Origin of the sequence: Romboutsia weinsteinii (genome assembly GCF_002250835.2) — a bacterium.
Lineage (GTDB): Bacteria > Bacillota > Clostridia > Peptostreptococcales > Peptostreptococcaceae > Romboutsia_A > Romboutsia_A weinsteinii.
Window position 1 is genome coordinate 1 of sequence record NZ_NOJY02000055.1, and the last position, 15,181, is coordinate 15,181.

Sequence of the window (15,181 nt, forward strand, 5' to 3'; positions counted from 1 at the left end):
TTCTTATATCCTCCATATGCAAAAGTTCTTGCAATTCCAATAGCTCCTATTGCATCCAGTCTATCTGCATCTTGAACTACCATCCCTTCTATAGTACATTGTGTTGAATCAACTAATCCACCTTTAAAAGACATGGTTTTAATAATACTTACTATTTTATTTGCTGAGTCTTCTTCTACATTTACTGAACTAAGAAATTCTTCGGTTATTGAAGTATTGGTTTCAATTCCATCAGAAAACTTCCAGTCATCTATGTCATGTAGTAGTGCGGTCATCTCAACAATAAAATAATCAGCATTTTCCTTTGATGCTAGGTATTTAGATAGATTATGCACTCTTTCTATATGCCACCAATCATGACCACTACCTTCTCCATATAATTTATTTTTAACAAAATCTTTTGTTTTTTCTATTATTTTATTTTTATCCATTTTTATCCTTTCTGATTCTTATTATAATATACACTTATTTACTATAAAATTATTGTATAATTGTAACTAAAGAGGCTGCCTTTAGTTAGCAACCTCTTCATTCAAATTATCTTCTGATTCTATAGAATATAAATTATAGAACTCTCCTTTAGTATTTACCAATTCGCTAAAACTTCCCATTTCAACAACCTTCCCCTTATCCATAACTATAATCTCATCGTATCTACTTAATAAACTTTGAGATAACTTATGAGTTACCGTAAGTACTGTAAGGTCATCTAATCTTAATAATGTATCTTCTATTTCATAAGCCGTTTTTGTATCTAAAGCTGAGGTACCTTCATCCAAAAGTAAAATAGGCGTATTCTGAATTAACGATCTTGCAATAGCAACTCTTTGTTTTTGACCCCCAGATAAATTACTACCATTTTCTCCTATTTGAGAATCCACACCGTCTGGTAAAATATTTAAAAACTCTTCGACTCCGCTTACTTGTAAAGCTTTTTTTAATTCATCTTTAGAAAACTCCTTTCCAAGTAAAATATTCTTCTTTATACTTTCATCAAACATGTACACATTTTGGTGAATAATAGATATTTGTTTATTTATAGAGTCTTTACATATTTCTTTAGTGTCCTGCCCATCAAAGCTTATACTGCCTTCAAAGTTATCATAATATCCAAGTAGTAATCTTAGAATCGTCGACTTTCCGCTACCACTTCTTCCAACTATAGCATATTTCTTATTTTTACTAAAACTAATTGAAACATTGTCTAGTGCTTGTATCTCATCATTATATGTAAAACTTATATTTTCAAGTTTGATATTTTCATTAAATTCTTTTAAACTTTTCTTATCTGATTCTATATTTCCTTCATTAATTATTTTTAGTAATTTAGAGTTTACTTCCTTCATCCCCTTAATCATAGTTACTTTTGTCACAATAAACATGATTGGTCCAAATAGTCCATTTCCTAATTGAACTACAGCGAATAGGGAGCCTACTGTTAATTTTCCAGTCATCAAGAAATAACCTCCAAGTGCAATTGCAGATACTTGTGTCATTATACCTAAAAGCATAGATACTGATGCCGATATACCCTGTATATGATTAGATCTAAGCTTTAGGTGTTCAACCTGATTGTTACAAGTTAAAAACTCTTCTGTCATACTATCTTCTATATTATAAGATTTAATTACTTCATAACCTGAAAAAATATCCTTAATCTTTGTAGTAAACTTACTTAATTCATCACTTACCAAACCTTGTCTCTTTGAGATAGGTGTACCAAATATTACTGGAATAATAAATAATAATATTGATGTAGCAAACATTACTAGAGTTATCCATGGATTAATCCATAATAACACTGCAGTGGTTCCCACAAATATTACTACATCACCTATCATTTCTAAATAAGGTGTGATATATTGTCCCTGTACTAGATTAATATCATTAGTTAGGTTTGATATATATTCTGCTGTGTTTTCATCATTAAATGATTTATAATCTTTTCTTAATACTCCCCTGAAAACATCTTCCTTAAATTTAGTTAAAGTCTTTTTCATATAAATAAACTGTGATGTTTGATTTATATAGTTATTAAATGTCATAACAATAAAAAATATTGAACTAAAAATAATTGCTTTTTTAAATCCTTCAAAATCTTTATTTATAGCCGTATCTAGTATATTTTGTATTAATATTGCTATAAAAACCTGCATCAACGCACCAATACATCTAAATAATACTGTTGTAGCAAGCCACCCTTTGTATTTTAAAATATACTTTTTCATAACTTCCCCCATCTCTTTTTTAATCCCTATATATAGGGTAACACTACAATATTACCATATTTTGTATTAATATAAAATATAAAGTCAATCTTTATCTATTATTGCACTTTTATATAATTTAACCTGTTATACTAATATCTTTTAATCAATAGTATATTTATTACGACATTAGAAAGAGCTATATCTTATGGATTCTACTCCTTAAAATATAGCAATATATGAATATATACTATTCTCCATGAATATCTTTTATTTTGTCTTTGTCTAACATCACATCTTTTTCACCATAAGCCGCTTTACTGAATATCTCCTCTGCTTCACGTAATTCTATACCTTTTATTTCCATATTTTCCGGTCTAACCTCTCCTACTCCATCGTTATACAATCCATATAAATAACATACTGCTTGCGGTAAAAAGCCTAACAGCCTAGATCCTATAGCATCTGCAGCTACTGGATCTGTAGATGCTATTATAAGTCCTGGAGTATCCACTGCCTTACCATTTGATGGTCCTGTTCCTATCATTGCCTTATCACAACTAACAATTGCCAAATCTATTGGAACAACATTAGCAAAACTCCTAATAAAACCATGTAAATCTTCATGTATACCAGTATTTTTCTTTGGATATCCATGAATTTCTGCTGGTGGCCATCCCATTGCAATATTTTTTATGCTTGCTGTTACTGTAGCTTCTTCATGCTGCTTTAATTGTGTAAAAGATATAATAACATCAGCTTCATTTATTATCTTATTTATAGGTGTTGATTTTATTATATGGTGATTTAATTCTAGATTTACATATGGACCATAATTTAAATCAATAAACTCAACCTCTTCTTCTTTTATTATCTTTTTATATCCTACCTTTTCCATTATATCTGTAGTCTTTCCTCCACCTGACCCTGTTGCTATATATACTCTTGATGGCTCTTTGCTTTTCACATATTCAATTAATTTTTTTAACGTTTTAGGCCCTACTACTGCTCCTGATTTAGGACCTTTATCATTTACCCAGTTTGGAGTTATTATTACTCTATCTCCCTTACTTATTATTTTCTCTATTGGAAGCATATCCAGTGCCTTTTCAAGAGAGTTACTTTCTCTTAGAGCTTTTGTTATTGCTACAATTGGTTTTTCTACCTTCCTTTTTCTAATCATAAAATCACCTCTATATAAATTATTTACAGGTACTTTTATAATATACTATAATGATTTATTTGATTAATCTGATGCTAAAAATAAAAAAGAGAAATATATTAAATGTTATAATATATCTCTCTTAAAATAATCTATTATATTATCTATAAACTTCTAAAATCTTAACACTAGCATCTAACTTACATTTTACTCCCATCGGTATAGTAACCATTGGCATACAATGACCAGACTTTAAATTATAAATACAAGGTTTATTAAACTTTTCCACTCTGTCTCTTAGTATTTCAACTAACTCAAAGTCTTCTTTTCCCTTGTTACACTCACAGAAATCACCAAATACTATTCCTTCACAATCATCAAACTTACCTGCAAGAGATAGTTGAGTTAACATTCTATCTAATTTATAGATAGTCTCTCCTATTTCTTCTATGAATAAAACTTTCCCCTTAGTATCTATCTCATAAGGTGTTCCTATTGTGGAAACCAATAAAGATAAATTTCCACCAGTAATTATTCCTTCACATTTTCCATTAACTAACGTTTTAAGTTCCTCACCATTAGGATTTGAAATTATTAGTCTGTCCTTCATATTTAAAGCATCTAAAAGAGATTTATAGGTAAATTCATCCCAATCAGGAACTGACCCTGCCATTATCCCATGAAATGTTACTAAATTAGATCTTTGATTAAATACAGTATGAAGCGCAGTAATGTCTGAAAATCCAATAAATGGCTTTGGATTATCTTTGATTATATTATAATTTAATTTATCTAATATTCTAGGTGTTCCATAACCACCTCTAATACACATGATTGCATCAATTTCATTATCTAAAAACATGTCTTCTATATCTTTGGCTCTTATCTCATCTTCTGCCGATAAATAACCTTTGTATGATCCTATGCAACTATCTGCAAATTTAACTTTATATCCCAGCTTTTTAAAGCTTTTCTTAATTTTTTCTAAACTGTATCTATTAAATGGACCTGATGGAGCTACTATGCCTATAGTATCATTTTTATTTATTGATTTTGGAAATATCATATTATCACCTACATAAACATTAAGTTTGTAACTATAACTGCAGTTATTATTCCTGCTGTATCTGCTATAAGCCCGGCTGGTAATGCATGTCTACTCTTCTTTATTCCTACCGCTCCAAAGTATACTGCAAGAACATAGAAAGTTGTTTCAGTTGATCCATTCATAACCGATGCTATTCTTCCTATCATAGAGTCAGGTCCATGTGTTGCAAATAATTCATTCATTAATCCTGAAGCTCCTCCACCTGATAGAGGTCTCATTAATGCCATTGGTAAAGTTTCTGCTGGCATTCCAATTGCTTCCGTTAATGGAGCAAAGAATCCTGTTATTAGATCCATAGCTCCTGATGCTCTAAATACACCTATTGCCACTAAAATCCCAACTAAGAAAGGTATAATCGACACTGCTGTATTGAATCCTTCTTTAGCTCCATCTGTAAATACTTCATACACTTTAACCTTCTTTATCATACCGTAAACTGGAATAGCAACTAGAAAAAATGGTATTGCATAAAGCGATATCCCATTAATTATTTTCTCAAACATTTATTTTCCTCCTATAAATCCATAGCTTTATCAGCTTTAGTATTAGCATTTTTCTTCTTTGATGCTTTTTCAAATAGCTTTACGACTGTTATTGCTACAATTGTAGAAACTATAGTAGCAACTAATGTAGGCCCTATTATCTCAGATGGATTAGCCGAACCTGCTGCTGCTCTATATGCTATTACACTTGATGCCACTAAAGTTATTGATGAAGTATTTATAGCTAAGAACATACACATTGAATTAGATGCTGTATCTTTTTCTTCATTTAATTCTTGTAACTCCTTCATTGCCTTTATTCCCAGTGGTGTTGCTGCATTACCAAGTCCTAATATGTTTGCAGCAAAATTCATTACCATAGAACCCATAGCTGGATGATCTTCTGGTATTTCTGGGAATAATCTTTTCATTAATGGTCTTAGCCATCTTCCAATTAATTGTACTAACCCTGCTTCCTCTGCTATTTTCATAAGACCTAGCCATAAAGCCATAACCCCTATTAATCCTATTGCTAGTTCTACAGCCGTTTCTGCATTTGATATAGCTGCATCTGTTACTGCTTGAGTGTTTCCTGTTAGTACACCTGCAATAACTCCTATTACTAATAACCCAAACCAAATGTAATTTAACATCCTAACTCCTCCTTATTCTATATTTTATTAAAAATCTACATAACAAAATAATAAAAGTACTTTTTATACTAAATAGTCAACTACATTTTTCAGTTCACTATTCTCATAATAAACCCTAGCTACCCTTCTCGATACCATGGCTAATATTTCATTCCTATTAGTCTCAGCTAGATTTGCTACTTCTAATAAATCCGGTCCCCCCTCACCATAAAATATTACTTCCATTCCTTCTTGTGCATTTTTAATATTACTTAAATCAACCATACATTGATCCATACACATCTTACCTACTATATTTGCTCTTTTTCCATCTATATTAACAAATCCTTTGTTAGATAATGTTCTTGGTATACCATCAGAATATCCACAAGGTATAGTTCCTAATATCATATCTTTAGGTGCAATAAATGAGTAATCGTAGCTAACCCCTTCACCTTTTTTTATTTCTTTTACTTGTATTAACTTACTTTTAAATGTCATAGCAGCTTTTAAATCTAAGCTAGATTTTCTACTATTATAACCATATATACTAGCCCCAACTCTAACCATGTCCATACTGAAATTGTTATAAGCTACCATGCCAATACTATCTGAAATATGCTTTATAGGTATTTTTATATTTTCTTCATATATTAAATTTATAAGATTTTTGAATTTTTCATATTGTAATTGATCACTATCTTTATCTTTTAGCGCTAGATGTGAAAAAATTCCTTCAACATATATATTATCCATGTTATAAATCTCTTTTATTACACTAACTATGTCCTTCTCTATTTTAAATCCTAATCTATTGAACCCTGTATCTATCTTTATATGAATTATAGCTTTTTTCTTAAGTTCGTTTGCTATATCATTTAATATGATTACCTGGTTATATGAATATATAGTAATACTAATGTTTTTTTCTATTGCAAGCTTTAAATAATTATCAGGTATACTCCCCATTACTAAAATTGGTGTTTCTATTTTTTCATTTCTAAGTTCTAGTGCTTCATTTAGACCCGCTACACATAGATAGTCAACTTCATTTTCGAGTACTTTTGCTATCTCAATAGCACCATGGCCATATGCATTAGCCTTTAAAACTGCCCCTACTTTAACATTCTTACCTATGTATTTTTTTATTTCTATAAAGTTATATTTTATTAACTCCAAATTAACTTCTACCCAAGTAGACCTTAACAATTGCATACATGCCTCCTTTTTGTGTTAACTGTATTGTAAAATGATTTTTTATTTAATTAATTTATAATATTTAAAATATTATGATATAATTTAATTATATGCTATTTGAACCTCTCATTCAAATATATGTTAAAATATGGCATTTTTTGCAAATATAGCATTTTTTGCAATAAATATTCATTTTATATAATATTTCATAAAAAAAGTTTTTATAGGAGAGATTTAACATGAATAATATATTAATTAAAGCTGAGGAAATTAAGGATTGGATCATAGAGGTTAGACGTGACCTACACTCTACACCTGAGCTAGGCTTAGAAGAATTTATTACTAAAGAAAAAATCAAGAAATACTTAGATGAAATAGGTATTGACTATGTAGAATTTAAAGGTCACACTGCAGTGATGGCATTTATTAATACTGTAGATGCTACTAAAACTGCAGCAATTAGAGCAGATATAGATGCACTTCCTATAGATGAAGTTTCAAAAACAAGTTATAAATCTGTATTTAAAGGTAAAATGCATGCTTGTGGCCACGATGCCCACACTGCTATGCTACTAGGTGCATGTAAGATACTATACTCTATAAAGGATACACTACAATCAAATGTAAAGTTCTTCTTTCAACCTGCAGAAGAAACTGTTGGCGGTGCAGAACTTATGATCAAAGATGGTTGTATGGAAAATCCTAAGGTTGATTATATGTTTGGACTTCACGTAATGCCTCATATAGATACTGGATATATAGAACTAAAGTACGATACTTTAAATGCGTCGACTGATACTATAAATATAACTATACAAGGTAAGGATGGTCATGGTGCTTATCCTCATCAAGGCATTGATGCTATTGTAATAGCCGCACATGTAATAACAGCTATTCAGAGCATAGTAAGTAGAAGTATAGATCCAACAGACTCTGCTGTTATTTCCCTTGGTGTAATAAATGGAGGAGTAAAAGGTAATGTAATCTGCGATAAAGTTAATATAACGGGAACTCTTAGAACACTAGATCCTACAACTAGACACTTTACAAAAGAACGTATAAGAAAAATAGTTGCATCAACTTGCGAGAGCTTCTTAGGCCATGGTGTTGTAGAATTTGAAGAAGGATATGCTCCATTAGTAAATAATAACGATGTAGTAAATTTAGTAAAAAGAAATGTAGAAGACATGCTTGGACATGATAAGATAGTTATGAAATCTAAACCATCTTTGGGAGCAGAAGATTTTTCATTTTTCATAGAAAATACTAAAGGTGCCTTTTATCATTTAGGATGTAGAAATGAAGATAAAAAAATCACCTCACTTCTTCATACTTCTAGCTTTGATATAGATGAAGATTGCCTTCCTATAGGTGTGGCACTACATGTAAAAAATGTATTATCTATCTAGTAAATCTTGCTTGTTACTATGAAAAATATATATTTAAAAGGGGGAAATAAAATGAAAGTATATTTAACTGCTGATATTGAAGGTACTACTGGTATTGTAGACTGGAGTGAAACTGAACTAACATCAACTGTTGGTGCTTTTAGTCGAGAACAAATGACTAAAGAGGTATGTGCTGCTTGTAATGGTGCTAATGAGGCTAGCGCTGAAAGCATCTTAGTAAAAGATGCTCATGATAGTGCTAGAACTATTAATCCTCGCGAGCTTCCTGAAAACGTGAATATATTAAGAGGTTGGGCAAAAAATCCACTTACAATGATGGCTGGTATTGACAAAAGCTTTGATGCATCTATTTATATAGGATATCATAGTGGGTCAAGTCAAGATGGTAATCCACTTTCTCATACTATGAACTGTGGTTATGACTACATAAAAATTAATGGAGATATAGTTAGCGAGTTTATTATAAATGCTTATACATCTTTATACTTTGGTGTTCCTGTCGCATTCTTAAGTGGTGATGAAATGCTTTGTGAAAATGCTAAAAAATTATTCCCAAACATAGTAACTGTTCCGGTATCAAAAGGCATAGGAAACGCGTCAGTTTCAATACACCCTAATTTAGCTCTTAAGAAAATACAAACAGGTGTTAAAGAATCTCTAAGTGGTGATCTTACTAGACATATTATTGATTTACCTAAAAAATTTGACATAGAGATTAAGTTTAGACAACATTATAATGCATATAAATCTTCGTTCTATCCTGGAGTTGTTCAAGTTGATTCTCAGACTATAAGATATGAGACAAATGATTATTATGAATTTCTAAGAATGTTCTTCTTCCTATAAAAAATACGGTACTTATTAAAAAATAAGTACCGTATTTTTTATTTATTTATAGCCATAAATATTTTTTCTGGTGTCATAGGAAGAGTGTTTATTCTAACTCCGACTCCATTATATATAGCTTCTTGTATAGCAGGTAACGGACTATTTACAACGACTTCACCAATAGATTTTGCTCCAAACGGACCTGTTGGTTCATGAGTTTCAACAAATTCAACTCTTATATTTCCAACATCACATCTTGCAGGTATTTTATACTGCATAAATGTATTGGTATCCATATGACCATCTTCTGTATATCTTACTTCTTCAAATAATGCCATACCAATTCCTTGAACAATTCCTCCTTCAGTTTGTATTGTAGCTAAGTTTTTATTGATTACAGTTCCACAATCAACTACTGCAACATAGTCAACTAACTCAACCTTACCTGTTTCTTTATCTATTTCAGTTTCAACAAATCCTGCTATAAATGGTGGTGGTGACACCGGACTACCATGAGAGGCAAATCCTACTAGTTGGTTTTTATTAGGCCCAACTGTAAAATCAACAGCTATATCAAATATCGATATACTTTTGTCTTCAAAACTTATTTTATCTCCATCAAATTCTACAAGTTCCTTATCTACTCCTAGCCTATCTGATCCTAGCTTAATTATTTTACTTTTAAGTTCTTGACATGCTTTAACTACTGCCATCCCAGTTACATATGTAGTACTTGAAGCATATGAACCTGGGTCATAAGGAACTATATCAGTATCTGCTGAAACCACTATTATTTTATCCATTGTAGTTTCAAGAATATCTCCAGCCATCTGTGCAAGTATTGTATCACTTCCTGTACCCATATCTGTAGATCCTACATAAAGAGTATAGTTACCATCATCATTGAGCCTAACTTCAACAGACGATGTATCTATTCCTGCTATTCCAGAACCTTGCATAGTAAGAGCCATACCAACACTTCTTACTTTTCCATTACCAAGGTCTTTAGATGGATATTTTTCGCCCCATCCTATAAGTTCTTTTCCTTTGTTTATACACTCAACTAGATTAACACTGTTTATCGCTTTATTATATGCAAATGAAGTTTCACCTTCATGTATAATATTTTTAAGTCTTACTTCTGTAGGATCCATACCTAATTTTGAAGATAATAAATTTATAGTCGATTCTACCGCATAGCATCCTTGTGTTGCACCATATCCTCTAAATGCTCCAGCAGGCATCTTATTAGTATATACAACATTACCTCTAAATCTTGATGCTTCTAACTTATTATACATCGGCATAGTTTTTTCTCCAACTAGTCCGAAAGTAGTTGAAGCATGTTCACCATAAGCACCAGTATCAGATAAAGCATTTATATCTATAACCTTTATAGTACCGTCGTTCATAGCACCAACTTTTACATTTAGCTTCATAGCATGTCTACTATTTGAAGAGTTAAATGTTTCTTTTCTATCATATATTATCTTTGATGGTTTTCCAGTTTTTAAAGTAACTAATGCCGTAAATATTTCAACACATGCAGTTTGTTTACCACCAAAACCTCCACCTATTCTTGGTTTAATTACCCTTATCTTACTAGATGGCATATTTAATGCTCTTGATAAATGCCTTCTAACATGAAAAGGTATTTGTGTTGAGCTAACTACAACTAATCTTCCCATATGATCTAAGTAATTATAAGCTCTATAAGTCTCCATCATTCCTTGAGCTTGTGCTTGAGTGTAGTAAGTTTCTTCAACAACTACATCACATTCACTTAAAGTCTTTTCTATATCGCCCTTTTCATAGTTATGAGTTGATACGATATTCCTTTCTCTTTGCATACCTATCTCAAAATTACAGTGGCGATCTTCTTCATGTACTAAAGTCTTACTGTCTATTGCAGTTTCAAAATCTATTACTGCATCTAATACTTCATATTCTACTTTAATCATTTTAAGTGCTTTAATCGCAGTTTTTTCATCTACAGCCGCAACTATAGCTACCTCATCTCCTACATATCTTACTCTATCTTCAAGTATTAATCTATCATAAGGAGATGGTTCTGGGTATGACTGCCCTGCAAGTGTAAATCTAGTATTTGGAACATCCTTATATGTAAATACACATTCTACACCAGGAACTAACATTGCTCTTTTAGTATCTATATTTATAATTTTTGCGTTTGCATGTGGACTTCTAAGTATTTTTATAACTAATGCATCCTTTGCCGCTAAATCATCAGTGTATACAGGTTTTCCTGTAGCTATTGCCATTCCGTCTGTTTTTGGTATACTTTTCCCTATTAAACTCATATTACTTTACCCCCATATAAGTCTTTATTGCTCTTAACTGTCCCATGTATCCAGTGCATCTACATAGATTTCCTGTTAAATAATGCTTTATATCTTCTTCTGTTGGATTTTCTAGTTCATTTTTCATCGCAAGTACTGTCATAATAAATCCTGGAGAACAAAATCCACACTGTTCTGCACCTTGTGCCACTAATATTTTTGCAAATTCCTCTGCTTCTTTTTCTAATCCTTCAATAGTAGTTATTTCTTTATTTAATGCTCTCATAGTTAATGTAGCACAAGATAGTGTAGGTTTTTTGTTGATCCAAATTGAACATAATCCGCAACAACCTGTATCGCAACCTCTTTTTACACTTAGATTTCCAACTTTTCTAAGTGTGTCTACTAAATACTCTTCTGGCTCTATATCAACTTTTTTTGTTTTTCCATTCACTTTTAGTTCTACTAACATTACTTAACCTCCATCAATGCTCTTTTTATTAGGACTTTACTCATTTCACATCTGTATTCTCTTGATGCTCTCATATTGCTACCAAATACTAATTCATCACTAGCTATTTGAGATGCTATATTAATATTTTCATCATTTAATTCTTTACCTGATAAAAATTCACTAGCTTTTGTCGCAATAGTGGCGATTTGAGGTCTTGCTCCTACGCATATTTTAATATTTGAATCAGTTTTTGATACTGATACGTTAAGTAATGGATAATCACTTTTTGCATTTCTTAAACTCTTGTATGAAGATGTACTATTCTTTTTATTTATATATATTTTTAACAGTAAGTCCTTTTCATATTTTTTATTTAAAAACTCAGCTAAAGACATTCTCCCAGCTTTATATAATTCAACATCACAATCTAGTGCAAGTAATGCTACTATTAAATCTGAGAATCCAAATTTTGAATATATAGTTCCTCCTACAGTTACTACATTTCTAAATTGAACACCAATTATATCCTTAACTGAATCTTCAATTATACTCCCAAAATTATCTTTTAATACAAGACTTGTCTCTAATGTTCTAAAAGTTGTCATAGCCCCTATTTCAACAAATGAATCTTCATCTTTTATATAATCTAGGTTTAAGTTAGATAGTTCTATACCAGTACCTATTCTTTTTTTTCCCATTCTTAACCATGCACTACCACCTATTACTTGGTTATTTTTTCTTTTTATTAATGTCGAGTATGCTTCCTCTGCCGTAGATGGCTGAGTAATATCTGTAAGCGTAAACATACTGTTCCTCCCTATATACTTTATTTTAGTCCTAAATTATTATAACATATTTCGACTAAAAACGCATTAAAATCCGGTTTTAAAGCAAACATTTTTTACTTTTTTATATTTTACGTACGTATTTATATTTCATTTCTATTTGTGCCAAAATTGTAATATTAATAATATCTATTTGTAAGTCTTTTTTTGTAGAAAATATGTATAATTATACCACTTCAAAAACTAATTTAGAGTATAAGATTATGGATACTATCTAAAAACAAGTACTACAAGCAATGAATTTAAATAGTGAAATAGCTCATAGTAATGAATATTATGTTTTAGGAAACTTTGATTATAAAATATAGTCAATAAAGAGACTTATAATAATTTTATAAGTCTCTTTATATATCTTTACTACATAAACTCTTAATTTTCATCTTCAAGTATCCCTAGCTTTTTAGCTACAATTTTTGTAGTACTTCCTTGCACTATTAATGTAATTAATATAGTCATAAAAACTATGGATGATATTACCTCATAACCAGGTATTTTCATAGCTGCTATGATACCACATAATGCTGCAGGTATTACACCAGTCTCCCTAACCCACATCATAAACAGAATTTCATTTTTATTCCACTTAGCTTTTTTATCGAAAACTGTGCATACAAGTACACATATAGGTCTAGCAATAAACATAAATGCAATAACTACAACTATTGAAGGTATAAAATGATTCATAAGTATAGATAAATTTACTTGACTGCCTAATATAATAAATATCGCCATCCTGCAGATTGTTCCTAGTGTTTCTGCAACATTGCAATCAGCATCATAAGATTTTTGTGTTAACCATATTTTAAAATTCTTTTTATTACCAGTTATTATTCCCACTATAAAACAAGCCATGTATCCGCTTCCACCTAACTTAGTAGATAGTTCATATGCAATAATCACAGATATTATTGATATTATAGGAGCAAAGTCTCTAAAAATCCCATACGGTTTATCCGTAACTAGTTTCAGTAGAATAATGCCTGTTAATACCCCTATTACTACACCCACTACAATCATAATTCCAAGTTCATATATATTAGCACTTAATGAGAATTTACCTGATAAGATTATTGCTAAAACAGATGATGTAAGTATTGCACCTGTAGCATCATTAAAAGCTGACTCACTTATTACTGTTTGTTTAACTTTTTCAGTAATTTTAACTTGATTAAAAATAGGAACTAAAGTTGCAGGGTCAGTAGATGCAATAATTGAACCTACTAGTAAAGCCGTCATTGTACTAACTTCAAATGTAAGACCAATAATATACTGCATAATAAATGCAGATATAAGTACCCCTATACTAGAAAGTAAAAATACAGACACCTTAACATTTTTCAAAATCTTTAAACTTATTTCCTTTCCTCCTAAGTATAAAATAAATGCTGAACCAAACGTAAGTATCATTTGATTTTCAACCTGATAAGTACTAATATCTATAAATTTCAAAATAGATGGTCCAATTAAAATCCCCGCTAATAAAAATAACACTACATCCGGAATTTTTATCATCTCACTAATCTTGCTACAAACTATGCCTGTTAATGCTACTATAGCAAAAATTATTAGCAGGTTGTTACAAGCTATTGTGTGTATAGACGATTCCATATAAACATCCCCTCGATATTAATTTTTTTAAGTATTACATTAATATATATTATTAATGTAATCTATATTATCCTAATATATGATTGAAAGGTTAAGTAAGATACTCTTTTAACTTAACTTTAACACTTGCTTAAGTAATATAATCAATATATATGTATAATTATTAGCTTGAGTTTATATATATAATAAATATATAATTAAATTATATTTATTTTACCAGGGGGGATATTATGTTTAGCAAAACAACTAACGCTAATTTTAAGGTTTTTGGAGATATAACTTATGAAGATTTAAATTTTGCTAACGGCCACTTACATACACTTAGAAATAAGAATATACTCAGTTTAAAACTTACAACAAGTGATAATACCTACATTAGGGTAAATAAAGGTGTTGTAATGATACTTGTATCACGAGATGGTATAGATATTCAATCATTTATAATAAACCGAAAACTTAAACTAAAAAAAGATGTTTATTTTAATTTTATATCAGTTTCTGATGAATCAGAAGTATCAATTATATGTGATGAATATGTTTTACCATTAATGTATTTAGAAGAAGGGTATACATACTCAGCAATTTCTCCATTATTAAATATTGCAGAAATATATACTAAGTTCTATCAAGAAAAAGGTGTAAACTATACGTTTCCAGGCGAGACACATCCTTATTGGGAGCTTACATATGTTGATAAAGGTATTTTATCCACCAATGTAGGTGGTACTGATTATGAATTAAAACAAGGCGATTTAATTTTTTATGCCCCACAACAATTTCATACACAATCCACTTTAGATAAAAATAGTAGTTCTTACCTAACTATTAATTTTAATATGGACTTTAACCATAATGAATTGTTGTGCAATAAGGTTTTTAATATTAAAAGAGAAGCTTATAATGTAATCAATAGCCTCATTCATGAGCTATCTTCTGATAATATATACTC

The 15,181-nt window shown here is 30.4% G+C and carries 14 protein-coding genes; 3 read left to right on the forward strand and 11 right to left on the reverse strand.

Annotated features, from left to right (window positions below; translation table 11 throughout):
- The 7 genes from CHL78_RS17020 to alr form a co-directional block, all read right to left on the reverse strand.
- The coding region (locus CHL78_RS17020) for an HD domain-containing protein (RefSeq protein WP_147295841.1) at positions 1-431 on the reverse strand (431 nt) is incomplete at its 3' end.
- An 81-nt stretch (positions 432-512) separates the two neighbouring features.
- Positions 513-2,228, reverse strand: coding sequence for an ABC transporter ATP-binding protein (locus CHL78_RS17025; RefSeq protein WP_094369619.1), 1,716 nt, complete (start codon positions 2,226-2,228; stop codon positions 513-515).
- 229 nt (positions 2,229-2,457) lie between these two features.
- On the reverse strand, positions 2,458-3,390 hold the full coding sequence (locus CHL78_RS17030) for a DUF362 domain-containing protein (RefSeq protein ID WP_094369618.1): 933 nt from the start codon (positions 3,388-3,390) through the stop codon (positions 2,458-2,460).
- 139 nt (positions 3,391-3,529) lie between these two features.
- Positions 3,530-4,435 carry a S66 peptidase family protein gene (locus CHL78_RS17035; protein ID WP_094369617.1) on the reverse strand — a complete coding sequence of 302 codons (906 nt, stop codon included), beginning with the start codon at positions 4,433-4,435 and terminating at the stop codon, positions 3,530-3,532.
- An 8-nt stretch (positions 4,436-4,443) separates the two neighbouring features.
- On the reverse strand, positions 4,444-4,980 hold the full coding sequence (locus tag CHL78_RS17040) for a spore maturation protein (RefSeq protein WP_094369616.1): 537 nt from the start codon (positions 4,978-4,980) through the stop codon (positions 4,444-4,446).
- Between the two features lie 11 nt (positions 4,981-4,991).
- Positions 4,992-5,612 carry a nucleoside recognition domain-containing protein gene (locus CHL78_RS17045; RefSeq protein ID WP_094369615.1) on the reverse strand — a complete coding sequence of 207 codons (621 nt, stop codon included), beginning with the start codon at positions 5,610-5,612 and terminating at the stop codon, positions 4,992-4,994.
- A 63-nt stretch (positions 5,613-5,675) separates the two neighbouring features.
- Positions 5,676-6,806, reverse strand: a complete 1,131-nt coding sequence (gene alr / locus CHL78_RS17050; RefSeq protein ID WP_094369614.1) for an alanine racemase — start codon at positions 6,804-6,806, stop codon at positions 5,676-5,678.
- A 221-nt stretch (positions 6,807-7,027) separates the two neighbouring features.
- Between alr and CHL78_RS17055 the strand changes: the two genes are divergently transcribed.
- Entirely contained in the window at positions 7,028-8,197 is a 1,170-nt protein-coding gene (locus CHL78_RS17055; RefSeq protein WP_094369613.1) for a M20 metallopeptidase family protein, read from the forward strand.
- Between the two features lie 51 nt (positions 8,198-8,248).
- The gene (locus CHL78_RS17060) at positions 8,249-9,043 is read left to right on the forward strand and encodes a M55 family metallopeptidase (RefSeq protein WP_094369612.1); all 795 of its coding nucleotides are present in this window, start codon (positions 8,249-8,251) and stop codon (positions 9,041-9,043) included.
- A 38-nt stretch (positions 9,044-9,081) separates the two neighbouring features.
- Here CHL78_RS17060 and CHL78_RS17065 read toward each other — a convergent pair whose 3' ends face one another.
- The 4 genes from CHL78_RS17065 to CHL78_RS17080 form a co-directional block, all read right to left on the reverse strand.
- Positions 9,082-11,346, reverse strand: coding sequence for a xanthine dehydrogenase family protein molybdopterin-binding subunit (locus CHL78_RS17065; RefSeq protein ID WP_116041623.1), 2,265 nt, complete (start codon positions 11,344-11,346; stop codon positions 9,082-9,084).
- A 1-nt stretch (position 11,347) separates the two neighbouring features.
- Positions 11,348-11,797, reverse strand: coding sequence for a (2Fe-2S)-binding protein (locus tag CHL78_RS17070; protein ID WP_116041625.1), 450 nt, complete (start codon positions 11,795-11,797; stop codon positions 11,348-11,350).
- Positions 11,797-12,585, reverse strand: a complete 789-nt coding sequence (locus CHL78_RS17075; protein ID WP_116041627.1) for an FAD binding domain-containing protein — start codon at positions 12,583-12,585, stop codon at positions 11,797-11,799. Before CHL78_RS17075 ends, CHL78_RS17070 begins: the two co-directional genes overlap by 1 nt.
- Before the next feature lie 408 nt (positions 12,586-12,993).
- On the reverse strand, positions 12,994-14,232 hold the full coding sequence (locus CHL78_RS17080; protein WP_116041629.1) for a cation:proton antiporter: 1,239 nt from the start codon (positions 14,230-14,232) through the stop codon (positions 12,994-12,996).
- 230 nt (positions 14,233-14,462) lie between these two features.
- On the opposite strand from CHL78_RS17080, the gene CHL78_RS17085 reads away from it, so the two are divergent.
- The coding region (locus CHL78_RS17085) for a cupin domain-containing protein (RefSeq protein WP_199534098.1) at positions 14,463-15,181 on the forward strand (719 nt) is incomplete at its 3' end.

Bases quoted from the DNA above. Each gene is read 5' to 3' on its own strand.
- CHL78_RS17040 (WP_094369616.1), bottom strand. From the start codon at position 4,980: ATGTTTGAGAAAATAATTAATGGGATATCGCTTTATGCAATACCATTT.
- alr (WP_094369614.1), bottom strand. From the start codon at position 6,806: ATGCAATTGTTAAGGTCTACTTGGGTAGAAGTTAATTTGGAGTTAATA.
- CHL78_RS17070 (WP_116041625.1), bottom strand. From the start codon at position 11,797: ATGTTAGTAGAACTAAAAGTGAATGGAAAAACAAAAAAAGTTGATATA.
- CHL78_RS17035 (WP_094369617.1), bottom strand. From the start codon at position 4,435: ATGATATTTCCAAAATCAATAAATAAAAATGATACTATAGGCATAGTA.
- CHL78_RS17060 (WP_094369612.1), top strand. From the start codon at position 8,249: ATGAAAGTATATTTAACTGCTGATATTGAAGGTACTACTGGTATTGTA.
- CHL78_RS17075 (WP_116041627.1), bottom strand. From the start codon at position 12,585: ATGTTTACGCTTACAGATATTACTCAGCCATCTACGGCAGAGGAAGCA.
- CHL78_RS17025 (WP_094369619.1), bottom strand. From the start codon at position 2,228: ATGAAAAAGTATATTTTAAAATACAAAGGGTGGCTTGCTACAACAGTA.
- CHL78_RS17065 (WP_116041623.1), bottom strand. From the start codon at position 11,346: ATGAGTTTAATAGGGAAAAGTATACCAAAAACAGACGGAATGGCAATA.
- CHL78_RS17045 (WP_094369615.1), bottom strand. From the start codon at position 5,612: ATGTTAAATTACATTTGGTTTGGGTTATTAGTAATAGGAGTTATTGCA.
- CHL78_RS17030 (WP_094369618.1), bottom strand. From the start codon at position 3,390: ATGATTAGAAAAAGGAAGGTAGAAAAACCAATTGTAGCAATAACAAAA.
- CHL78_RS17080 (WP_116041629.1), bottom strand. From the start codon at position 14,232: ATGGAATCGTCTATACACACAATAGCTTGTAACAACCTGCTAATAATT.
- CHL78_RS17055 (WP_094369613.1), top strand. From the start codon at position 7,028: ATGAATAATATATTAATTAAAGCTGAGGAAATTAAGGATTGGATCATA.